The organism is Paraburkholderia sp. GAS32, from assembly GCF_050434225.1.
In the GTDB taxonomy this organism is placed as follows: Bacteria; Pseudomonadota; Gammaproteobacteria; order Burkholderiales; family Burkholderiaceae; genus Paraburkholderia; species Paraburkholderia madseniana.
Window position 1 is genome coordinate 375,840 of the sequence record NZ_JBNPVS010000003.1, and the last position, 20,857, is coordinate 396,696.

Genomic DNA, 20,857 nt, shown 5'->3' on the forward strand with positions numbered 1-20,857 from the left:
ACCTGCTCAGGCCGCCAGCGGATGCGCGTCCTGCTCGTTCCACCAGACCACCACACGCGCGTCGGGGCCGAGCCGCGCAGGGTCATAGTCGCCGTCGCTCACGAGCGAAATCAGTTCAGGCGAGCCGTCGAGCGGATCGAGCGTCATGCGTAAATGGGTGCCTTGGTACTCCGCTTCGCGTACCTTGCAGGGCACGCCGCCAATCCGCGTCAGGCCGCTCTCACCGGTTGCGGTCTGGACGGGCGTGACGCCGTGCGGCACCACCCGCAAATGATCGGCGCGTACGGTAAACGAGCGGCCGTTCGTGTTGAATACGTTGTGACCACCGAGAAAACGCGCGACGAATTCAGTCCGCGGGCGATTGAAGACTTCGTGCGGCGAGCCACTTTGTTCGATGTGCCCGTGACTCATCACGACCACCAGATCGGCAAGCGCCATCGCTTCTTCCTGCGAATGTGTGACGTGCACGAACGTGATGCCGAGTTCTTTCTGCCAGCGCTTGAGTTCCGCACGCATCTGCACGCGCAGGAACGGATCGAGCGCTGATAACGGCTCGTCGAGCAATAGACAACCCGGTTGATTCAGCAACGCACGAGCGAGCGCCACACGTTGCTGCTGGCCACCCGACAGTTGCGCCGGTTTGCGTTCGGCATACGCGGACATCGCGACCAGTTCCAGCAGCTCACCGGCACGCTTGCGGCGCACATCCTTCGCGATGCCGCGCATTTTCAGGCTGAACGCGACGTTATCGAGCGCGCTCAGATGCGGGAACAGCGCGTAGTTCTGAAAGACCATTGCCGTGCCGCGGGCAGCGGGTTCTTCCCGCGTGACATTGCGTCCCGCGATCAGAATGTCACCCTCGGTGACCGATTCATGCCCGGCGATCATGCGCAGGGTCGAGGTCTTGCCACATCCCGAGGGCCCGAGCAGGCAGCAGTACTGGCCGCCGGCAATGCGCAGATCGATGGCGTCGACGGCAAGCGAGTCGCCGTATTGCTTCGACACGTGCACCAGTTCGATATCGGCGGCTGTAGTTTCGAGCACCGTTGAAGCAGGCTGAATCATGGAGTGGGTGTCCTCGTGAACGGCGAAGTGCTGACGCACGCAAAACCACACGCGATGCCTCGGCGAAGCCATCCAAATGCAAGACATGTGCCATCCGTCGCTTCGTAGTGGTCGCGGATTGCAAACGCGCCGGTGTGCTTAACGTCGACGAGTTGGCTCACATATTGCAAACGATCCGCAGCGTCGATCGTCAGCGATCAAAGCGTTTCTTTTGCGCAATCGCGGTGCGTCTTCGGTCCGTCCCGGGGCATGATCCGGCCAACTCGGTTCATGCAGGGCGCCACGCGTCGCTTTTAGTCACTCACGGCTTCTTTACATGAACGACACACGGAACATGCCCGCAGCAGAGAATCGCGCCCGTCAATCGATCGCCACCCATGGCCGCTTTTCCTATCGCCCGATCACGGACAGCGATGCGTTCCGCTGGCCCGGCGATAGCGGACTCGCGGTCTACCTCGGCTTCAATATCGAGCACTTTGCGTTCGGCGAGGGACTCGGCGCCGCGCTCGGCCCGATTTCGCCGCAACCGGATGTGCTGAACCATAGCTGGCGCGAGTACGGCAACCGCGTGGGCGCGTGGCGCTGCATCGAACTGTTCGACCAACTGGCAATGCCAGCAGGCACGCTCATCAATACCGCGCTCTACGACCATTGCCCGGAACTGATTGCGGCCTGCGTGGCGCGTGGCGACGAACTGATCGGTCACGGTCACACCAATGCACACCGGCAAAGCGACCTCGACGAAAACGGCGAACGCGAACTGCTTCTGCATTGCCGCGAACGTATCGCCGAAGCGTCCGGCACGCCACCGCAGGGCTGGCTCTCACCGTGGATCTCCGAATCGCACCTGACGCCTGACCTTCTGGCCGAGACCGGTTATCGCTATACGCTGAACTGGTGTCACGACGATCGTCCGGTACGCATGGCTACACGCAGTGGGCCGTTATGGTCGATTCCGTACCCGCAGGAACTCAACGATCTGCCGATGATGGTGGGCCGCCATATGGACGGCCGCGCGTTCGCCGACATGATCGTCGATCAGTTCGACGAGATGCTTGAACAGGCTAATCGCGGCACGCAGCCGCAGGCGCTCGTGATGGGTATCGCGCTCCATCCTTATCTGGTGGGGCAGCCATATCGACTACGGCATCTGCGCCGCGCACTCGACCATATCGCCGCGGCACGAGCGAAAGGCGATGTGTGGATCACGACGCCGGGCGCAATCGCGCATCACATGGACGAACTGGAGCGGGACGGCGTGTTGCGCCCGGAGGTCGCATGAGCACGAGCACCAACCCGAAAGCTGGCGCGGTCACCGCCAGAAAAACACCGAAGGAAGAAGCGGACGTCGACGAGCGCATCTATCAATCGATCTTCGACGGCGTGCTGAACCACCGTTTGACGCCCGGCACGAAGCTGCCGGAGCCCGAGTTGTGCCAACTGTTCGGCGTGGGCCGCGCGGTCGTGCGGCGCGTGCTGGAAAAGCTCGCCTACGACGGCATCGTCGTGCTGCGGCCGAACAAGGGCGCAGTGATCGCCGAGCCGACGCCGGAGGAAACGCGCGAGATCTTCGAAGCGCGGCGCTCCGTTGAACGCATGCTGGTCGAGCTGGCCGTACAGCGCGCGAGCGCCCAGGACATCAAGGCCTTGCGCCAGCAACTGGCGAGCGAACACGAGGCGATGCATCGCTTCGACCAGCCTTCGTGGGCCACGCTCGCGAGCGGTTTTCATATGCGCATCGCTGCGCTCGCGGGCAACTCGATCCTGCAAAACTATCTGAAGGAACTGGTTTCGCGCTGCTCGCTCATTGTCGGCGTATATGAACCGCCGGGGCACGCGCCGTGCGAGCACGCTGAACATGCGACGATTGTCGATTGCATCGAGGCACGCGATGCAGCGGGCGCTATGGCCCATATGGAAGCGCACCTTCGCGATATCCAGGAGCGGATCGAAACCTCGCGGATGCGCGGCGAGAAGAGCCTGGGCCAGTTGCTCGGCATCACTGGCTACGCCAATGCGTCAGCGCGGGAAACTACGTGAGTGGCGACACGCGACCGCTTGATGCCCGGCTGACTCAAACCCCAAGCGCACGGCCGTCGCTACGTGGATCGTGCGCGCCTGATGCTGCACCGTCCGACTCGATGCGGATCACGCCTGGATGGCCCGCCAACGGACTCTGCGCCGGAATAGCGCTCACCTCATGTCCACGTGCAGCGAGTTCGGCGAACACGTTGGCGCCGGCGTCTTCTTCGAGCTTCAACGCATCGCGTGTATCGGAGAAAGTCTTGCCAAGCAGGAAGCGAGGACGGGCGAGGGCAGTGAGCGGGTCCATCCCGTAGTCGATCAGCCGCGTCAGGATCGCGGCCAGCGTTTGCGGCTGACCGTCGGCGCCTTGCGTGCCGAACAGCAGATGTGGCCGGCCATTCTTCAGATACATGCCGGGGTTGAGCGTATGGAACGGCCGCTTGCCCGGTTGCACCGTGTTGTGATGCCGGGGATTCGTGCTGAATGACGCGCCGCGGTTGTGCCACAGAATCCCCGTATCGCCCGCCACCACGCCGCTACCCCAGTCGAAGTAAACCGTTTGCAGAACACTGACGCTGCGGCCTTCGCTATCCGTCGCGCCGATAAACACCGTGTCGCCCGGGCGGAACACATGGGGCCATGCGCGCGCTTCACGCAGATCGATCGAGCGTGCATGCGCATCGAGCGCGGCGGGCGACAGCATGTCGTCGACCGGCACGGAGTTGAACTCAGGATCGGACACGAAGCGGTCGCGGTCCACGAACGCGACCTTCACCGCTTCCACCAGCAGGTGGTAGTACTCGGCGCTGCCCTCGGCAATCTGCGCAATGTCGAAACGATCGAGCATGCCCATGATCTGCAGGGTCGTCACACCTTGAGTCGGCGGCCGCATGCTGACCAGTTCGCCGCCACGGTAGGCCACGCGCAATGGCGCCTCATCGCGTGCTTGCGTTCGCGCCAGATCGCTCAACGTCAGCGGCGAGCCGGCTTCGCGCAAACCGAGTGCGATCCGCTCCGCAAGCTCGCCCTCATAGAATTCGCGTGCGCCGAAGCGGGCAATCCGCTCGATGCTCTTCGCCAGCGCGGGTTGCACGAAACGTTCGGCGATGGCAGGAATATGGCCGTGCGGCGCGAAAGTTGCCGCGAAGCCGGGCAGGGCATGCAATTCGTCCGCCCGCATGCTTTGCCAGAAATGCTGCGAGGGCGTGACCGGGAAGCCATCGGTTGCATATTCCAGCGCACGGTCGAACAGCGACGACCACGATTGCGCGCCGTCCCATGCGTCTTTGCTGATCTCGTACGCCTGACGCCATGTGTCGACGGTCGCGGCCGTGGTGAGTGCCGAGGCAGCACCGCGCAGTGGAATGGCGCCTGTGAACGCGGGCAGTTGCTGCGCGGCCTGACCGATGCCCGACACCGTGCGCAACATCCCTTGCCGGTCGCCGATCACCCAGAAAGCGTCACCGCCGAGCCCGGTGAAATGCGGATACGTCACGCAGAGAGCCGCGCCGATGGCGATCGCGGCTTCGATCGCGTTGCCGCCGGCACGCAATACGTCGCGACCCGCCTCGCTCGCCAACGCATGAGGGCTGGTGATCATGCCGGCAGTCGAACTGGCGAGTCGGGTGTCGTGCATCGATGCTCCGCTACGGGGGATGAGCAGTGAGTGAGGTCGTCGGAGTAGCGAGTATAAGTTCGCGCACGGCGCCGAAAAAAATCGGCACGTAGCGGTAACGTGCGATCGCGGCGCGCCGCTGCGCGCCAGGCTCGAATGCAGGGCGCAGGAGCCCCGAGTTGGGGAGCGCTGCACCATGACGCTTTGATCGAAAGGCGGCAGCGCGGCCCGTCCTCGCCGCCGGTAAATCGTCGCAAAACCAAACCTGGCAAGGTTGACAGCGCGTTCGGGCGAACTTGAAAGTCACCTGGCATAGCTCCTGCTAATTTGAGTCCAAACTTGTATTCAAGATTGAACTCAAGGAAAAACCAGTGCCAATTTCGTCGCCCCTGAAGGTCCGTAGCCTCCTCTCGGCTTATGCCGCCAAACGTCTTACGCCGACTGAGGCCGTGGCGTCGGCGCTTGCCCGTATCGCCGAAATCGACCGGCCGGAAGTCTGGATCCTGCGTGTGCCCGCTGCGGACGTAGAGGCCCGCGCCCACGCGCTCGAAGCGCTTTACGAAGAGCAGGGCAGTGCCGTGTTCGAACGGATGCCGCTGTTCGGCGTGCCGTTCGCGGTCAAAGACAATATCGACGTTGCCGGCTTGCCGACCACCGCCGCGTGCGAGCCGTTCAGCTATACGCCGGACACCTCGGCATTCGCCGTGCAGCGCCTCATCGACGCCGGCGCGATCCTGATCGGCAAGACCAATCTCGACCAGTTCGCGACCGGTCTCGTCGGCACGCGTTCGCCTTACGGCGCGGTGCGGAACACCGAGTATCCAGAGCGCGTGTCGGGCGGGTCGAGTTCAGGCTCGGCGGTTGCTGTGGCCGCGGGTTGCGTGGCCTTTTCGCTCGGCACCGACACGGCCGGGTCCGGGCGCGTGCCGGCTGGGTTCAACGGGCTTGTCGGCCTGAAGCCGTCGCTTGGACTCGTCAGCAAGCGCGGCGTGGTGCCGGCGTGCCGCAGCCTCGACACGATCTCGGTGTTCGCGCACGACGTTGACGATGCATGGCGCGTGTTCAATGAAATCGCGTGCTTCGATCCGCTCGACGGTTACTCGCGCAAGGTACCGGGTCTCGGTCTCCTGCGTAGCGCGCCGCGGATCGGCGTGCCGGATCATCTCGAGTTCTACGGGGACGCAGCGGCGAATCAGGCCTTCTCAGCCGCACTCGATACGCTCTCTACCCATCTGCATCTCGCACCCACGCCGATCGACTTCCAGCCGCTCAAACAGGTCTCCGCGCTGCTCTACGACGGCCCCTGGGTGGCGGAAAGGCGCGCCGCGCTCGGTTCATTCTTCGAGACGCATCACGAAGCGGTCCATCCGGTCGTCGCAACGGTGATCGGCAAAGCGGATCGCTACAGTGCCGCTGACGCGTTCAATGGCCAGTACGCGCTCGCCGATCTGAAGCGGCACGCCGAACAGCTCTTCGAGACGATCGACATCCTGATCGTCCCGACCACGCCGACGCATCCGTTGATCGCCGATGTGCAGGCCAATCCTGTGGAGTTGAACAGCCAGCTTGGCTACTACACGAACTTCGTCAACCTGCTCGATCTGTGCGCGTTGGCCGTGCCGTGCCGGCGTCGCCAGGACGGTTTGCCGGCCGGCGTCACGCTGATCGCGCCGAGCGGCGCAGACCGGCGTCTCGCGGAATTGGGCGCGCGGATCCAGGCGCTGTTCGTGACCGAAGCCCGGAGCGCGAGCGAGGCTTCGGCCACGACCGTGACCGAAAAGAAAACCGCGCCCGCGGCAAACGCGATCGCGCCATTGCCATTTCAGGAGCAGACCATCGCGCTTGCCGTGGTCGGTGCGCATCTGCGCGGCCAGCCGCTGAACTGGCAGCTTCAGGAAGCCGGCGCGCGTTTTGTCATGGCGACGCAAACCGCCGCCGATTACACGCTTTACGCGCTTGCCAACACGCAGCCGCCCAAGCCAGGCTTGGTGCGCGTCACCGATCAGCAAGGCGCACCCATCGCCGTGGAAGTCTGGGAAATGCCGCTGCGCAGCTTCGGCAAATTTGTCGCCGACGTGCCCGCACCGCTCGGCATCGGCTCTGTGCAACTCGCCAACGGCCTCACGGTGAAGGGCTTCATCTGCGAACCGTCGGCGGTTAACGACAGCAGCGGTGCAGCGGACATCACCTCGTTTGGCGGCTGGCTGGCCTATCTCGACAGCCTGAATGTCAACTGAAGGCCAACGCTCTTCACCTCTCCACAAGGAATTGGACACCATGACCAGTCGCCGCAATTTCATCAAGAGCGCCAGCCTGTTGACGCTCGGCAATATCCTGCCGATCCAATCGGTGTTTGCCGCGCCGAAGACGACGGTCGGCGTGATCTACGTCGGCGCGCGCAGCGACTACGGGTACAACCAAGCCCAGGCGACCGCTGCCGCCGTCATCAAGAAAATGCCTGACGTGAAGGTGGTGGAAGAGGAGAACGTGCCCGAAACCATCGCCGTGCAGAAAACCATGGAAGCGATGATCGAACAGGACGGCGCGACGCTTATTTTCGCGACCTCGTTCGGTTACTTCGATCCGCATGTGCTGAAGATGGCGGCCAAATATCCGAAGGTGCGTTTTGCGCATTGCGGCGGTTTGTGGAAGCAGGGCAACCCGTCGAACATCACCAGCTACTTCGGTTATATCGACGAATGCCAGTACCTGAACGGCGTGGTCGCGGGTCACATGACGAAGAGCAAGAAGCTCGGCTTCGTCGCCGCCAAACCGATTCCGCAGGTGCTGCGCAACATCAACTCGTTCACGCTTGGCGCGCAGTCCGTCGATCCGTCGATCACCACGCAGGTGATTTTCACGGGTGATTGGTCGATGCCGGTGAAGGAAGCGGAAGCCACCAACAGTCTCATCGATCAGGGTTGCGATGTGCTGACCTGTCACGTCGACGGTCCGAAGGTCGTCGTCGAAACGGCGGAAAAGCGCGGCGCGATGAGTTGCGGTTATCACGCGAGCCAGGCGGCGCTCGCGCCGAAAGGCTATCTGACCGGCGCGGAATGGGACTGGGCGACGCCGTACAAGCAACTGGTCACGGGCGCACAGGCCGGCACGCCGCAACCGAACGTGTTGCGCGGCGGCTTGAAAGAAGGCTTCGTGAAGATGTCGCCGTACGGCGCGAAAGTCACCGCGCCGGCGAAGCAGAACGCCGACTCGATCAAAGGCAGCATGGTGGCCGGCAATTTCGTGATCTTCAAAGGACCGATGAAGGACAACAAGGGCGGCACGGCGATCGCCTCCGGCGCGAGCCACATACAGACCGACTACACGCTCGAAAGCATGAACTATCTGGTGGCAGGCGTCGTCGGTCAGATCTGATCCTGGCCTGCGTGATTGTGTGAGTGTGCGTGACTTTGCATGAGCGAAGGAGCCGTGATGCGCCCCAATGCCCCTACCGCGAGAGTGATGCTGTCGCTCTTGCCCGCGTTGCCGACCGCGTTGGCGGTGCTCGGCACGCTGCTGCTGTTTTCGTTGTTCCTGCTGGTGCAGGGGCAGCCGGCGCTCGATGCGATCGGGCTGATCTTTGAGGGCGCTTTCGGCTCGTCGTTCGCGTGGCAGAGCACCTTGCTGCGTGCGTCGCCGTTGATGTTGACCGCGTTGTGCGTCGCGCTGCCCGCCCAGGTTGGACTGATCGTGATCGGCGGCGAGGGCGCGCTCGCACTCGGCGGCATGTGCGCGGCGATCGTCCCGCAGATGCTGCCGCACGGCACGCCGTGGCTGATCGCCACGCCGTTGATGGCGGTGGCCGGCATGCTGGCCGGCGGTATCTGGATCGGCGCGGTCGGCGCGTTGCGGCAGTGGCGTGGCGTCAACGAGACGATCAGCAGCCTGTTGATGTCGTATATCGCGATCGCGCTCTTCAAACATCTGGTGGAAGGGCCGCTGCGCGACCCCGCAAGCCTGAACAAACCGTCCACCTATCCGGTGCCCGACGCGATGATGATCGGCTCGATCCCCGGACTCGACACGCACTGGGGACTGTTCTGGGGCGTCGTCGCGTGCATCGCGGCGTGGGTGTTCGTGAAGTTCAGCACCAAGGGCTTTGCGATGCGCGTGGTGGGCGGCAGTCATCGCGCGGCGCGTCTGGTCGGCTTGCCGGTCAATCTGCTGGCTCTTGCCGCGTGCGTATTGGGCGGTGCTGCGGCGGGACTCGGCGGTATGTTCGAAGTGGCGGCGGTGCAGGGCAGCGCAAATGCATCATTGCTCGCGGGCTATGGCTATGCGGGCATCCTCGTTGCGTTCGCCGCACGGCAGAATCCGCTCGCGATCATCGCGTGCGCGCTGATGATCGGCGGCATCGAGGCGAGCGGTTCGCTGCTGCAACGTCGGCTCGATCTCCCCGACGCCACCACGCTCGTCTTGCAAGGTCTGCTGTTCGCCAACCTGCTCGCGTGGGAAGCACTTGGCGGGCGCATCGCCGCATGGCGCGTCAAATTGCAGGCCGCCGCGCAGACCGATCTTCCCGTGCAACTGGAGCAGACCCATGCCTGATATGCACTCGCCCATCGTGATCCTGTTGCTGTCGCTGTTCGCCGGGGCGATCCGTGTCAGCACGCCTTATCTGTTCGTTAGTCTCGGTGAGTGTCTGACCGAGAAGGGCGGGCGCGTGAATCTCGGCCTCGAAGGCATCCTAGTGTCAGGCGCGATGAGCGGCTATGCCGGTGCTTTTCTGACCGGCTCGCCGTGGGCCGGCGTGCTTACGGCCGGTTTCGTCGGCTTGCTGCTCGGCTGCCTGCATGGTCTCGTGTGCTCGTTGCCGCGCGTGTCGGACATTGCGTTCGGCATCGCGTTGATGCTGCTCGGCACCGGGCTCGCGTTCTATCTCGGCAAACCCTTCATCGAACCGCAGGCGCCGATGCTGCCGTTTATCGATCTTGGCACGTGGACCTCGTCGCCTCAATTGCATAACGCGCTACATATCAACCTGCTGTTCGTGATCGGCGTGGTGCTGGCCTTCGTTCAGCAATGGGGCTTGCGCAATACCCGTTGGGGGATGGTGCTGCGGCTCGTCGGCGATCACGCCGAGACGGCGCGTGCCATGGGCTATCCGTTGACGCGCGTGCGCATCGCCGCGACGGCGGTGGGCGGTGTGTTCGCGGGCATCGGTGGCGCGTATCTGTCGCTGGTTTATCCAGGCAGTTGGAATGAAGGGCTCTCCAGCGGACAAGGACTGATGGCGGTGGCGCTGGTGATCTTCGCGCGCTGGCAGCCCTTGCGTTGCCTGTGGGCCGCGTTGCTGTTCGGCGCGGCCGGCGCGCTCGGGCCGGCGTTGCAGGCGATCGGCGTGACGAGCGGCTACTACCTCTACAACGCGGCGCCGTATGTGCTGACGCTCGCGATCATGATCGTCAACTGCCGTCCGGATCGCACGCTGGCTGGCGCGCCGGGCGAGTTGAGCCTGACTCGCTGAGCTTGCCCTACCGTGCGTGCCTTCAAAGACCCCGCCAGGACCTAACAAGGATCTCACCGCCATGAACCGATTCATCGAAGCGAAACCCTACCCGTGGCCCTACGATGGCGACCTGCGGCCGGACAACACTGCACTCGTGATCATCGACATGCAGACGGATTTCTGCGGCCACGGCGGCTATGTCGACAAAATGGGCTATGACCTGTCGCTGACGCGCGCGCCGATCGAGCCGATCAAAAGCGTGCTGAAGCCGATGCGCGAACTGGGCTTCACGATCATTCACACGCGTGAAGGGCATCGCCCGGACCTCTCCGACCTGCCCGCGAACAAACGCTGGCGCAGCCGCCGCGCGGGCACCGACGGCGTAGGCATCGGCGACGACGGCCCATGCGGCAAGATCCTCGTGCGCGGCGAACCGGGCTGGGAAATCATCGACGAACTGAAGCCGCTGCCAGGTGAGATCATCATCGACAAACCCGGCAAGGGTTCTTTCTGCGCGACGGATCTCGAACTGATCCTGCGTACGCGCGGCATCGTCAATCTGGTGCTGACCGGCATCACCACCGACGTCTGCGTCCACACGACCATGCGCGAGGCCAACGATCGCGGCTTCGAATGCACGGTGCTGGCCGATTGCTGCGGCGCGACCGACAAGGGCAATCACGACGCCGCGCTGCACATGATCACCATGCAAGGCGGCGTGTTCGGCACGGTGTCGGATTCGCACGCGCTGCTGGCTACGCTATTGGCCACGACGGCGGCGCCGGCAGCGGCGCTGGCCACTTCAGGCAGATAAACCATGACCACGGCGCCGAAGGCATTGGGCGTGGAAGTGCTGAACGCAAGCAAATCGTTCGGCGCGTTTCGCGCATTGGATAGCGTCTCGATCAAGGTCAAAGCCGGCACGATTCACGCGCTGCTTGGCGAGAACGGGGCGGGCAAGAGCACGCTCGTGAAGGGACTGGTCGGCTACGGCGTGCTCGACGACGGACAGATCGCCGCCGACGATCGTGAGGTCCACATCGCATCGCCGCGCGATGCACAGGCGCTCGGCATTGGCATGGTGTATCAGCATTTCACGCTGGCGTCAGGCCTATCGGTCGAAGAAAACCTGTTGCTCGCGCGCGGACGGATGCCGTGGAAAATCGACTGGAAGGGCGAGCGCGTCGCGCTTGCCGCGTTCATGCAGCGCATGCCGTTCCGCTTGCCGCTCGACGCGCCGGTGGCCATGCTCGCCGCCGGTGAAAAACAGAAACTCGAGATACTGAAACAGCTTTATTTGCAGCAACGCTTCCTGATTCTCGACGAACCCACCTCGGTACTGACACCACAAGAAGCGGACGAAGTGCTCGGCCTGATGCGTGATCTGACCTCGCGCGGCGAGCTGACGGTGCTGATGATCACGCACAAGTTCCGCGAAGTGATGGCTTATGCCGACGACGTCACCGTGTTGCGCAAGGGCCGGCAAGTCGGCACGAGCGCGGTTGCCAACACCAGCCGCGACGAACTCGCAGCGTGGATGATGGGCACCGTCGCTACCCATGCGCCGAACGAAGTCCCTTTGAAGGACGAAGCGCCGGTGATGGCTGCGGTGACCGTGGAACGCCTGCCACGCAAACCAGTCGACGACACGGCGCAAGTGCGTCTCGCGTTGCGCGACGTTTCAGTCGAAGACGATCGCGGCCACACGGCAGTCAAGCACGCGACGCTGTCCGTGCGTGCGGGCGAAATCCTCGGACTTGCGGGCGTTTCAGGGAACGGACAGAAGGAACTGGTGGAAGCGCTGGTCGGGCAGCGTCGTGTGAAAGCCGGCGACATGGAGGTAGCGGGCAAGGCCTATCACGCAACGCGCGAAGAGATGACCCAAAGGCGCGTGTTCGCGATTCCCGAGGAGCCGCTGAAAAACGCCTGCGTCGCTGCGATGAGCGTGGCGCAGAACCTCGCGCTGCGCGACTTCGATCGCGAGCCGTTGCGGCGCGGCGGCTGGTGGCTCGACCGGCGTGCAGTGCGTGAGCGCGCCGCGCAGTTGATCGCCGAGTTCAATGTGCGTCCACCGCTACCCGAACGAACCATCGGCACGCTGTCGGGCGGCAACGTGCAGCGCGCAGTGCTGGCGCGCGAACTCGGACAGCCGGTGGATGTGCTGATCGTCGCGAACCCTGTGTTCGGTCTGGATTTCGCGTCCGTCGCCGATATCCATGCCCGTCTGATGGCTGCACGCGATGCAGGCGCGGCAGTGCTGCTGGTCAGCGAAGACCTTGACGAACTGCTCGAACTGGCGGACCGCATCGTGGTGATCGCGGAGGGCAAACTGGTGTTCGAGACGCCGGCGGCACGTGCGGATCGGACCGTGCTCGGTCAGCATATGGCAGGGCACGGCGACACGCCGGCGCATCGCGCCGTACCCGCAGAAAGAATGAAGGAAGCCATCGGATGACACAGCAAACCCCGCTGACGATCGACGCCCAACCGGGTCCCTTCACGTTGGACCCCACGAAAACCGCGCTGGTCTTGATCGACATGCAACGCGATTTCATCGAACCGGGCGGCTTCGGCGAATCGCTTGGTAACGACGTGTCGCTGCTGGCTGAGATCGTGCCGACCGTCGCCGCGCTGCTGGCCTTCGCGCGCAAGCATCAATGGCTCGTGGTGCACACGCGTGAATCGCACGCGGCGGATCTGTCCGACTGCCCGCCGGCGAAACGGCTCAGAGGCGCGCCCAATGCCCGCATCGGCGATGCAGGACCCATGGGGCGCATCCTGATTCGCGGCGAGCCCGGTAATGCAATCATCGAGCCGCTCGCGCCGCTTGCCGGTGAACTCGTGATCGACAAACCCGGCAAGGGCGCGTTCTACGCCACCCGGCTCGGCGAAGAGCTCGCGACGCGCGGCATCACGCATCTCGTGTTCGCGGGCGTGACCACCGAAGTGTGCGTGCAGACCTCGATGCGCGAAGCCAACGACCGTGGCTACGACAGTCTGCTGATCGAAGACGCAACCGCCAGCTATTTCCCCGCGTTCAAACAGGCGACGCTCGAGATGGTGCGCTCGCAAGGCGGCATTGTCGGCTGGACCGCACCGCTTGCTTCATTGACGAAACTCGACGAGACGATCCCGGCATGGAGATAAATCAGCCCGAAGTGGTAGCGCAAGTGCAGGCAGCCTTTGTCGAATACGAGCGGGCGCTGGTCGACAACGACGTCGCGGCAATGAACGCGCTTTTCTGGCACACGCCGGAGACGGTCCGCTATGGAATCGCCGAAATCCAGCATGGCGGCGAAGCGATCCGTGCATGGCGCGAGAGCTGCGAGCCGGTGCCGAAGTCGCGCAAGCTGCATCGCACCGTGGTAACAACGTTCGGCACAGACTTCGCCACCGTCAGCACTGAGTTCACCAGTGATGCGACGCCTTTGATCGGCCGTCAGATGCAGACGTGGGCGAGGCTCGGTCCCGCCGACGGCTGGAAGATCGTCGCGGCGCACGTCAGCCTTATCGCCATGCCATGAAACGCCGATAATAAGAAAAAAGGGGATGTGGCATTAATGAACGACGATACGACAAATCTGCTCGAGACCCCCGCGGAGCCTGACACGCCTGCCGTGCCGGGCGCCGCCAATCCGCTCGCCGAGCAGGTGTACCAGCAGTTGAAGAACGATATCTTCAGCTTTCGCCTGTTTCCCGGCGACCGTTTTTCCGAAAACGGCATCGCGCAGCACTACGGCGTGTCGCGCACGCCGATGCGCGACGGCCTGTTTCGTTTGCAACGCGAGGGTTATCTGGAAGTCGGCTTCCGGCGTGGCTGGAAAGTCTCGCCGATCAATTTCGACCAGCTCGATCAGCTCTACGATTTGCGCATCGTGCTGGAGGTAGCGGCCGTCGAACGCGTGGGGGCGGGCGGCGACGTCGCGCATGCGGCCGTCGAAGCGCTGAAGGCGATATGGTGCGTCGAGCCCGAATTGCGCGAGAGCGACCCGGTCAAGATGTTCGGCATGGATGAGAACTTCCACCGTCAACTGGTCGCGGCGACCGGCAACGCGGAGATGCTGCGCGTGCATAACGAAGTGACCGAGCGCATCCGCATCGTGCGTAGATTGGACTTCCTCAAACCGCACCGCACGAGCGCCACCTACGACGAGCACGCCACCATGCTGAACCTGATCGAACGCAACCGGGTGACGGAAGCGATCATCCTGCTGCGCGCGCATATCACGCAGAGCAAGCTGGAAGTGCGCAAGATCACGCTTTCCATGCTGGCCGCTGCGCGCGATAGCAAGTTGCCGTTTGTGTCCTGAGTGACCACCCTCACTCGTACGAAAACGCCCCGCCGAACTTATCCATCCGCTCCAGCGCCATCCCCGAGCCACGCACCACACAGGTCAACGGCGCTTCGGCGACGAACACCGGCAGGCCGGTTTCTTCCGCGAGCAGGCGGTCGAGATCGCGCAGCAACGCACCGCCGCCCGCGAGCATGATGCCGCGCTCGGCGATGTCGGCGCCCAGTTCCGGCGGCGTCTGTTCCAGCGCGATCTTCACCGCCGAAACGATCTGGTTCAGCGGATCGGTGAGCGCTTCGAGAATCTCGTTGCTGGACACCGTGAAGCTGCGCGGAATGCCTTCGGACATATTGCGGCCCTTGACTTCCATCTCCTTGACTTCGGAGCCCGGAAACGCGGAGCCGATTTCCTTCTTGATGGCCTCGGCAGTCTGCTCGCCGATCAGCATGCCGTAGTTGCGGCGAATATAGTTGACGATCGCATCGTCGAACTTGTCGCCGCCCACGCGCACCGAACCTTTATAGACGACACCACCGAGCGAGATCACGCCCACTTCGGTCGTGCCGCCGCCGATATCGACCACCATCGAGCCGGTCGCTTCCGACACCGGCAGGCCGGCGCCGGTCGCTGCGGCCATCGGCTCTTCGATCAGATAGACCTGCGAGGCGCCCGCACTATGCGCGGCTTCCTTGATCGCGCGGCGCTCGACCTGAGTCGACCCGCATGGTACGCAGATGATGATGCGCGGCGACGGCGCGAACATCCGCGACTCGTGCGCCATCTGGATGAAGCGCTTGATCATCTGCTGGGTGATGTTGAAGTCGGCGATCACGCCGTCCTTCATCGGGCGGATCGCCTCGATATTGCCCGGCACCTTGCCGAGCATCTGTTTCGCTTCCTTGCCGACGGCCAGAATGATCTTCTTACCGTTCGGGCCGCCTTCCTGACGAATCGAGACCACCGAGGGTTCGTCCAGCACGATGCCCTTGCCACGCATATAGATCAGCGTGTTCGACGTGCCGAGGTCGATTGCCAGGTCGTTGGAAAAATAGCCACGCAAAAAACCGAACATGCAAATTCCTGTCTCGCTGATGCCGGGCGCGTGAGCGCGCCGCTTGGGATGCCGCCCGGAGGCGGCAGGCGACCAGGTGATGGCCGGAGAGAGGGAAGAATAACAGTTTCGGGCGCCGGGCTACTTCGGCGGGCGTGCTCGCAGCAAGTTGTCGCCCTGCCATTTGATGCGGTCGCAGTTGCTTTTGACCCGCACTGCGAATTCCGACGGGGAGTTGAGTTGCAGCGCGCGCATCTGGATCGCATCGCTATCCCCGCGCTGCCAGCCCGCCTGCCAGCGCGTATCGAACTGGCTGGCTTCGGTCAGGACCTTTCTGAGTTTCTCCTTGTACTCGACCACGTCCTGCTCGGAGCCTCCGCAGAATTCTTTGGCAAAGCGGGCGCGCTGGCCCGCGGCTTCCGCGCTGCCGTTGGCGCTGTCTTCGCTGGCTAACACGGATCGCGGCTGGGTCAGCAGCAGAAGCGACAAAAGCAGCGCCAGTACGGGTGCCAGCGCAACCAGGGCGTGATAGCGAGACCGGTTTTTATACACGATTGCCTCCTTGTGGCCGTCCTCCGGCGCCGCAATGAATCGCATGTGTGCAGCGACGGAGCGTGCTGCCCCCATATTACCGTGTATAGCTATAGACGCCCGGCCAGCGCTACTTACGGCGCGTTGGTCAGCGCCGGATCGAGATAGGCGCTCACGTTCTGCGATTGCTTGTAGACGGCGTTGCGTACGTTGAACTTGTCCGCGTTCACGCTCGAACCGTACACCGAGTCCAGCCCGTCACCTTTGACGAAGGCCTTCCTCGCCGCCGTCGCGTCGAGCAGGTGCGTGCCTTTCAGCAACGGAAGATATTGGGCCGGCGTCAGGCCGACGCGCGCGGACATGATCTTGACGGCATCCGGTTGCGTCTTCGGATCGTTGATGTAGGCCACGCAGCGATACCAGACCTTGATCACCTTGGCCCAGTCGGCCTTGCGCGACTGCAGACTGACCGGATTGACCGTGATCGCGTCATAGATCAGGCCCGGCGCGTCGGCCGAGGTGAAGATGGGACGTGAGCCCGGCACGCGCTTGAGTGCTTCGCCCGCGTTCGGTTGCCATGCGCCGACCGCTGCGACGTCGCCGGACGACGCCAGCACTTGCGGCAACTCATTCGTCTTCGCGTTGACGAGCGTGATGTCCGATTCCTTGAGCGCATGCTTTTCGAGCGCCGTGTCCAGCAGCAGGTGATCGACCAGACCCATTTCGACCCCAACTTTCTTGCCCTTGAGTCCGGCCACGGTGCGAATGGGCGGCTTGGCCACGATCATGTCGTTGCCGCTCGAGTAGTCGGTCAGGAGAATCATCACGTTTTTGGCGCCGCTTGCGCCGGTGACCAGCGCATCGCCGTTGGTTGCGCCGACCGCGTCGAGTTTGCCGGCGGAGAACGCGTCGAGTGAGGCCGAGTAGTCGAACCACTGGAAATTGACATCCACGCCGGCTTCCTTGAACCAGCCTTTGTCGATGGCAACCTGGAACGCGACGAAGCCGGGCCAGTCGCTATAGCCGATGGCGAGCGGCGTGGTCGCTTGTGCAGGTGCGGCGGCAAAGGCGATAGAGACCGCGGCGGCAGCACCGGCGATCGCGCCACGCATGCGGCGCGACGAGGCAAGGCTGCTCAGTAAGGTAAGGGACGTACGGGCGGATTCGAAGCGTTTCATCGTTTTCTCCAGGAGACCGGTCAATTGCGATTGTTGAGTTGGATCGCGCGGCGACTGCGCGATAAAACAACATGACCGGTTCCCGCGAGAATCCGATTGGTGCGGACACTGTGCGAAAACTGCGGGAGACAAACGCCGGCCACGGAGAGGCACGATAGGCATCGCTATCGCCAATCTCCCGGGCTTTTGTCCCGCCGTGTAGTGCGGCCAGCTCGTTCCCGGATCAAGTCCGAATCGAACGAACAGGTGCACCGGGCTGCTCTCGGACCAGACATTCTCGCGAACCGGAACCCTAGCATCCCTAAGATGCGACGCTGCCGCACCTCTCGGCGATTAATCTAGCGAGAAATATGCCAGCCGGATTGCGCGATGCCTCGAGATGCTTGTTATGCGAATGCTTCAACGCGGACATGGCGTCAAAGGCTCAATCCAAGGTGGCGAAACGCTGATGCACGTAGGCGAGAAACTGCTCGAGGCGTTCCTCGATCGAGGCCGCGAGACTGACCCGTTTGATGCGGCGATCCGCTTCGGAACTCGTCTCCAGCAGCCAGCCGGCGTCGATCAGCTCCTGCACGTAGCGCACCGCGGTGCGGCGGCTCACGCCAGGCATGAACTCGTAGAGCGCCGTCTTGGCGAAATCATCTTCCGGTTCGACCCACATCCGGCAAAACAGATCGCTGTAGTTAAGGTCGTTCAGCCCCAGGTCGCCGAAATGCGAGGACCACTGCCAGTCCATGTCGAGAATGGCGCGCGCGACGGCTTGCCCCTTGTGACGCGCAAGTTTCTTCTTCATCGATTCACCACGAGGAGGAGGGGTGCACAGTTTAAGTGCTAATCGCGCCGGAAATTGGGCGCGCCAGAATTATGCATGGCGAGGCCGGGATATTTTATTGGCGAAGGAATTTCGTGTGTACTATTGCATGCAATTTTGCATGTAATTGGAGAGGCGATGAAATTCGAATTGTTCAAGACGTTCTGGGGATTCGATGGTGGTCCGCATGATGCGGCGCCAATGGTACGTGCCGCCGGGTTCGACGGTATCGAAGCGCCGGTTCCGACGGGTGGGGTTGAGCGTGAAGCGTTTGCGCAGGCAATCGCGGATGAACGTCTCGAGTTCATTGCGGAAATTACGACGGCGGGCAGTTATGTGCCGGAACGGTCCGCCACACCCGCGGACCACCTGCGCGACTTCGAAGAAAAGATCGTTTGGGGCAAGCCGCTCAAGCCACGCTTTTTCAATGTGATGGCGGGCTGCGACGCATGGCCGGCCGCCACACAGGTGGATTTCTTCACGCGCGCGGTGGAAATCGCCGCGAAGCACGAGGTGATCTGCAGCTTCGAGACGCATCGCGGCCGCTCGTTCTACAACCCATGGATTACCCGCGACGTCGCGCGTGCCGTGCCGGACCTCAAGCTGACTTGCGACTTCAGCCATTGGGTATCGGTGTGCGAGCGTCTTCTCGACAGCGAGTGGGACACGATCCTCGAGCTTGCGCCGCATGCGCATCATCTGCACGGGCGTGTTGGCTATCCGCAAGGTCCGCAGGTGCCGCATCCGGCTGCACCTGAGTACGCGGACTGCCTCGCCTCGCATCAGCGGATCTGGGAGGCGCTGTGGAGCGCGCAGGTCGATAGGGGCTATACGACCACGACGATGACACCCGAGTTCGGCCCCGACGGTTATCTGCACACTTTGCCGTTCACGAATGCTCCGGTGGCCGATCTATGGGAGATCAACACGTGGATGGGGCGCGAAGAGCGACGTCACATCGCGGCGTTTCTTGCCGGACGTGAGGCGCGTGGCGGCCAGCAAACCGAATCGCAAGCGAACCTGTCCGCGCAAATGCATTCGCCGACTCAATCGCCCACCGAACCGCAGCCCGTATAAGCCAAGCTCATGAGCCAATCCCACACGCGTTTCGACCGTCTGCCCATCGTCGACGTCAGCGGCCTTTTTAGCGATGATCCCGACCAGCGTCTTGCAGCCGCCCGCGAACTCGACCGCGCGGCGCGTGACGCGGGTTTTTTCTACGTCACTGGTCATCAGGTCTCGCGTGCACAGCAAGCTGCGCTCATAGAACAGGCCAAGCAGTTCTTCGCCGCCCCCGACGACTGGAAGATGCGCTATTACATTGGCAAATCGACTGCGCATCGTGGCTATGTACCCGAAGGCGAAGAGGTTTTCGCAGGCGGCAAGCGCGACAGGAAGGAAGGTTTCGACACGGGCCGGGAACTGCCGCCTGACGACCCGGATGTCCGGGCCGGCACGCCGATGCTCGGGCCGAATTTGTGGCCCGAGCAGCCAGGCTTTCGTGAAGCGATCGGCGGCTATTACGAGGCGGCGTTCGCGCTCGGCCGCGCGTTGTTCCGTGGCTTCTCGCTTGCACTCGGCTTGCCGGAGACGCATTTCGACAGCTATTTGCAGAAGCCCCCGAGCCAACTGCGCCTGCTTCACTATCCCTTCGACCCGTCCGCGGAAGACCGGCCGGGCATCGGTGCGCATACTGACTATGAGTGCTTCACGATCCTGCTGCCGACGGCCCCTGGCCTCGAAGTGATGAACGGCGAGGGTGAGTGGATCGACGCGCCGCCGGTCGACAACGCGTTTGTCGTGAACATCGGCGACATGCTGGAGGTATGGACGGGCGGCACGTATGTGGCGACGTCACATCGCGTGCGCAAGGTGAGGGAAGAGCGCTACTCGTTTCCGCTCTTCTTTGCCTGCGATTACCACACCGTGGTCCTACCACTGCCGCAGTTTGCAACACCCGAGGCGCTGGCGAAATACCCACCGGTTTCGGCGGGAGATCATCTGTTCGCGCAGACGGCGCAGAGCTTTACCTATTTGAAGCAGCGTCTCGAACGCGGTGAGTTGGTGTTGCCGGAGGGGTCGAAGGGGTTGGCGAGCTTTGGGCAGCAGGCTCGTTATGCGGGTACTGAGCAGGATGTTGCCTGACTGATGGCACTCATTGAGGCCGTGTGTGTGGCCGCCCCGGAAGCGCGTTTAGTGCTGGTTATCTGGCCGGAACGTGCTTGCAAGACACAGGTTCTCAACCAACGCGCAGCCTAGTCTACGAGCGGCGCCGTTGCTTTTGCAGTTCGATGAAACGAGCCGACATGAGCGTGTAGAGCGTGCGGCGAAGCGTGGCAAGCGTGAGCATGGTCGGATGAGGGCGGTGAAGTGTGTGACGCCTTATCACGCACACACCGTGCCATCGTGCAGAGCCCCTACACCCCGTGATAAACGTAATCGCGCGGCCCAATCATGGTGCTTCGCGCATTCAACTGGTGCCGGTTTGCCCTCAGCCGTGGTGCGTGCGCCATCAAGCCAATGAACCTCTGCTTGCCGCATTGTGCCGCCGATACCATTCAATCCCTTGCCACAATGCGCCTGCGGCCTCAGCAACATCACGCTGGCACGCAACTCGCTTAGCTACGCAGCGAGAGGTGCGAAGTAATTTGCATCATCTTCAGGATCGCTAGGGTTCCGGTCGTACCGCTTTAAAGGCTTCCAGAAGGCTTCAAAGCGCGCACACGATGTCTGGTCCGAGAGCAATCCGGTCTTGCCGTTCACCTTCTTTCAAGGCGCCGGCGAGGCTCCACGGAGGGATAAAAGCCCGGGAGGTCGCGATGTCGGTCAATCGCCCTCTC

At 63.0% G+C, this 20,857-nt stretch carries 19 protein-coding genes and 2 riboswitches; of the genes, 13 read left to right on the forward strand and 6 right to left on the reverse strand.

From position 1 onward, the window contains the following. Positions 1-6: 6 nt before the first annotated feature. A complete protein-coding gene (locus P3T25_RS05680; protein ID WP_429357676.1) occupies positions 7-1,065 on the reverse strand; it encodes an ABC transporter ATP-binding protein in 1,059 nt (352 codons plus the stop codon). 316 nt (positions 1,066-1,381) lie between these two features. Here P3T25_RS05680 and P3T25_RS05685 point away from each other — a divergent pair, with 316 nt between their 5' ends. Both P3T25_RS05685 and P3T25_RS05690 read left to right on the forward strand, forming a co-directional pair. Next, complete coding sequence (locus P3T25_RS05685) at positions 1,382-2,347, forward strand: polysaccharide deacetylase family protein (RefSeq protein WP_154565888.1); 966 nt, start codon at positions 1,382-1,384, stop codon at positions 2,345-2,347. Continuing rightward, entirely contained in the window at positions 2,344-3,105 is a 762-nt protein-coding gene (locus tag P3T25_RS05690; RefSeq protein WP_154565889.1) for a GntR family transcriptional regulator, read from the forward strand. The genes P3T25_RS05685 and P3T25_RS05690 overlap by 4 nt, the downstream gene beginning before the upstream one ends. Positions 3,106-3,139: 34 nt before the next feature. Here P3T25_RS05690 and P3T25_RS05695 read toward each other — a convergent pair whose 3' ends face one another. Further along, positions 3,140-4,726, reverse strand: coding sequence for a gamma-glutamyltransferase family protein (locus tag P3T25_RS05695; RefSeq protein WP_154565890.1), 1,587 nt, complete (start codon positions 4,724-4,726; stop codon positions 3,140-3,142). A 350-nt stretch (positions 4,727-5,076) separates the two neighbouring features. Between P3T25_RS05695 and atzF the strand changes: the two genes are divergently transcribed. From atzF to P3T25_RS05740, 9 genes are all read left to right on the forward strand, one after another. Beyond that, a complete protein-coding gene (atzF, locus tag P3T25_RS05700; protein WP_168435943.1) occupies positions 5,077-6,942 on the forward strand; it encodes an allophanate hydrolase in 1,866 nt (621 codons plus the stop codon). A gap of 40 nt (positions 6,943-6,982) precedes the next feature. Next, positions 6,983-8,080 (forward strand): BMP family ABC transporter substrate-binding protein, encoded by a 1,098-nt coding sequence (locus P3T25_RS05705; protein ID WP_054042313.1) that lies wholly within the window; start codon positions 6,983-6,985, stop codon positions 8,078-8,080. Between the two features lie 57 nt (positions 8,081-8,137). Further along, the gene (locus P3T25_RS05710; protein ID WP_097396658.1) at positions 8,138-9,253 is read left to right on the forward strand and encodes an ABC transporter permease; all 1,116 of its coding nucleotides are present in this window, start codon (positions 8,138-8,140) and stop codon (positions 9,251-9,253) included. Next, entirely contained in the window at positions 9,246-10,172 is a 927-nt protein-coding gene (locus P3T25_RS05715; protein WP_154565891.1) for an ABC transporter permease, read from the forward strand. The genes P3T25_RS05710 and P3T25_RS05715 overlap by 8 nt, the downstream gene beginning before the upstream one ends. A gap of 61 nt (positions 10,173-10,233) precedes the next feature. Next, positions 10,234-10,968: a biuret amidohydrolase gene (gene biuH, locus P3T25_RS05720; protein ID WP_154565892.1), complete on the forward strand. Its 735-nt coding sequence runs from the start codon at positions 10,234-10,236 to the stop codon at positions 10,966-10,968. Positions 10,969-10,971: 3 nt separating this feature from the next. Next, a complete protein-coding gene (locus P3T25_RS05725) occupies positions 10,972-12,609 on the forward strand; it encodes an ABC transporter ATP-binding protein (RefSeq protein WP_154565893.1) in 1,638 nt (545 codons plus the stop codon). Next, a complete protein-coding gene (locus tag P3T25_RS05730) occupies positions 12,606-13,301 on the forward strand; it encodes a cysteine hydrolase family protein (RefSeq protein ID WP_154565894.1) in 696 nt (231 codons plus the stop codon). The genes P3T25_RS05725 and P3T25_RS05730 overlap by 4 nt, the downstream gene beginning before the upstream one ends. Then, on the forward strand, positions 13,292-13,678 hold the full coding sequence (gene hpxZ, locus P3T25_RS05735; protein WP_154565895.1) for an oxalurate catabolism protein HpxZ: 387 nt from the start codon (positions 13,292-13,294) through the stop codon (positions 13,676-13,678). The genes P3T25_RS05730 and hpxZ overlap by 10 nt, the downstream gene beginning before the upstream one ends. A gap of 36 nt (positions 13,679-13,714) precedes the next feature. After that, positions 13,715-14,464, forward strand: a complete 750-nt coding sequence (locus P3T25_RS05740) for a GntR family transcriptional regulator (protein ID WP_154565896.1) — start codon at positions 13,715-13,717, stop codon at positions 14,462-14,464. A 10-nt stretch (positions 14,465-14,474) separates the two neighbouring features. On the opposite strand, the gene P3T25_RS05745 is transcribed toward P3T25_RS05740, so the two are convergent. The 4 genes from P3T25_RS05745 to P3T25_RS05760 all read right to left on the reverse strand — a co-directional run bounded on the left by P3T25_RS05745 (position 14,475) and on the right by P3T25_RS05760 (position 17,999). Then, positions 14,475-15,518, reverse strand: coding sequence for a rod shape-determining protein (locus P3T25_RS05745; protein WP_028194510.1), 1,044 nt, complete (start codon positions 15,516-15,518; stop codon positions 14,475-14,477). A 120-nt stretch (positions 15,519-15,638) separates the two neighbouring features. Next, positions 15,639-16,094, reverse strand: a complete 456-nt coding sequence (locus tag P3T25_RS05750; protein ID WP_429357677.1) for a hypothetical protein — start codon at positions 16,092-16,094, stop codon at positions 15,639-15,641. Between the two features lie 68 nt (positions 16,095-16,162). Continuing rightward, positions 16,163-17,206 (reverse strand): ABC transporter substrate-binding protein, encoded by a 1,044-nt coding sequence (locus P3T25_RS05755; protein ID WP_154565897.1) that lies wholly within the window; start codon positions 17,204-17,206, stop codon positions 16,163-16,165. A 173-nt stretch (positions 17,207-17,379) separates the two neighbouring features. Then, a riboswitch (guanidine-I (ykkC/yxkD leader) is annotated at positions 17,380-17,513 on the reverse strand. A 117-nt stretch (positions 17,514-17,630) separates the two neighbouring features. After that, a complete protein-coding gene (locus P3T25_RS05760) occupies positions 17,631-17,999 on the reverse strand; it encodes a MarR family transcriptional regulator (RefSeq protein WP_154565898.1) in 369 nt (122 codons plus the stop codon). A 156-nt stretch (positions 18,000-18,155) separates the two neighbouring features. Here P3T25_RS05760 and P3T25_RS05765 point away from each other — a divergent pair, with 156 nt between their 5' ends. Beyond that, a complete protein-coding gene (locus tag P3T25_RS05765; RefSeq protein WP_429357678.1) occupies positions 18,156-19,094 on the forward strand; it encodes a sugar phosphate isomerase/epimerase family protein in 939 nt (312 codons plus the stop codon). Between the two features lie 9 nt (positions 19,095-19,103). Continuing rightward, positions 19,104-20,162, forward strand: coding sequence for an isopenicillin N synthase family dioxygenase (locus P3T25_RS05770; protein WP_154565900.1), 1,059 nt, complete (start codon positions 19,104-19,106; stop codon positions 20,160-20,162). A 512-nt stretch (positions 20,163-20,674) separates the two neighbouring features. Beyond that, a riboswitch (guanidine-I (ykkC/yxkD leader) is annotated at positions 20,675-20,832 on the forward strand. Positions 20,833-20,857: the final 25 nt, after the last annotated feature.

Coding starts and splice junctions, on each gene's coding strand:
- P3T25_RS05680 (WP_429357676.1), bottom strand. CDS start 1,065: ATGATTCAGCCTGCTTCAACGGTGCTCGAAACTACAGCCGCCGATATC.
- P3T25_RS05685 (WP_154565888.1), top strand. CDS start 1,382: ATGAACGACACACGGAACATGCCCGCAGCAGAGAATCGCGCCCGTCAA.
- P3T25_RS05690 (WP_154565889.1), top strand. CDS start 2,344: ATGAGCACGAGCACCAACCCGAAAGCTGGCGCGGTCACCGCCAGAAAA.
- P3T25_RS05695 (WP_154565890.1), bottom strand. CDS start 4,726: ATGCACGACACCCGACTCGCCAGTTCGACTGCCGGCATGATCACCAGC.
- P3T25_RS05705 (WP_054042313.1), top strand. CDS start 6,983: ATGACCAGTCGCCGCAATTTCATCAAGAGCGCCAGCCTGTTGACGCTC.
- P3T25_RS05710 (WP_097396658.1), top strand. CDS start 8,138: ATGCGCCCCAATGCCCCTACCGCGAGAGTGATGCTGTCGCTCTTGCCC.
- P3T25_RS05715 (WP_154565891.1), top strand. CDS start 9,246: ATGCCTGATATGCACTCGCCCATCGTGATCCTGTTGCTGTCGCTGTTC.
- biuH (WP_154565892.1), top strand. CDS start 10,234: ATGAACCGATTCATCGAAGCGAAACCCTACCCGTGGCCCTACGATGGC.
- P3T25_RS05725 (WP_154565893.1), top strand. CDS start 10,972: ATGACCACGGCGCCGAAGGCATTGGGCGTGGAAGTGCTGAACGCAAGC.
- P3T25_RS05730 (WP_154565894.1), top strand. CDS start 12,606: ATGACACAGCAAACCCCGCTGACGATCGACGCCCAACCGGGTCCCTTC.
- hpxZ (WP_154565895.1), top strand. CDS start 13,292: ATGGAGATAAATCAGCCCGAAGTGGTAGCGCAAGTGCAGGCAGCCTTT.
- P3T25_RS05740 (WP_154565896.1), top strand. CDS start 13,715: ATGAACGACGATACGACAAATCTGCTCGAGACCCCCGCGGAGCCTGAC.
- P3T25_RS05745 (WP_028194510.1), bottom strand. CDS start 15,518: ATGTTCGGTTTTTTGCGTGGCTATTTTTCCAACGACCTGGCAATCGAC.
- P3T25_RS05750 (WP_429357677.1), bottom strand. CDS start 16,094: ATGCGATTCATTGCGGCGCCGGAGGACGGCCACAAGGAGGCAATCGTG.
- P3T25_RS05755 (WP_154565897.1), bottom strand. CDS start 17,206: ATGAAACGCTTCGAATCCGCCCGTACGTCCCTTACCTTACTGAGCAGC.
- P3T25_RS05760 (WP_154565898.1), bottom strand. CDS start 17,999: ATGAAGAAGAAACTTGCGCGTCACAAGGGGCAAGCCGTCGCGCGCGCC.
- P3T25_RS05765 (WP_429357678.1), top strand. CDS start 18,156: ATGAAATTCGAATTGTTCAAGACGTTCTGGGGATTCGATGGTGGTCCG.
- P3T25_RS05770 (WP_154565900.1), top strand. CDS start 19,104: ATGAGCCAATCCCACACGCGTTTCGACCGTCTGCCCATCGTCGACGTC.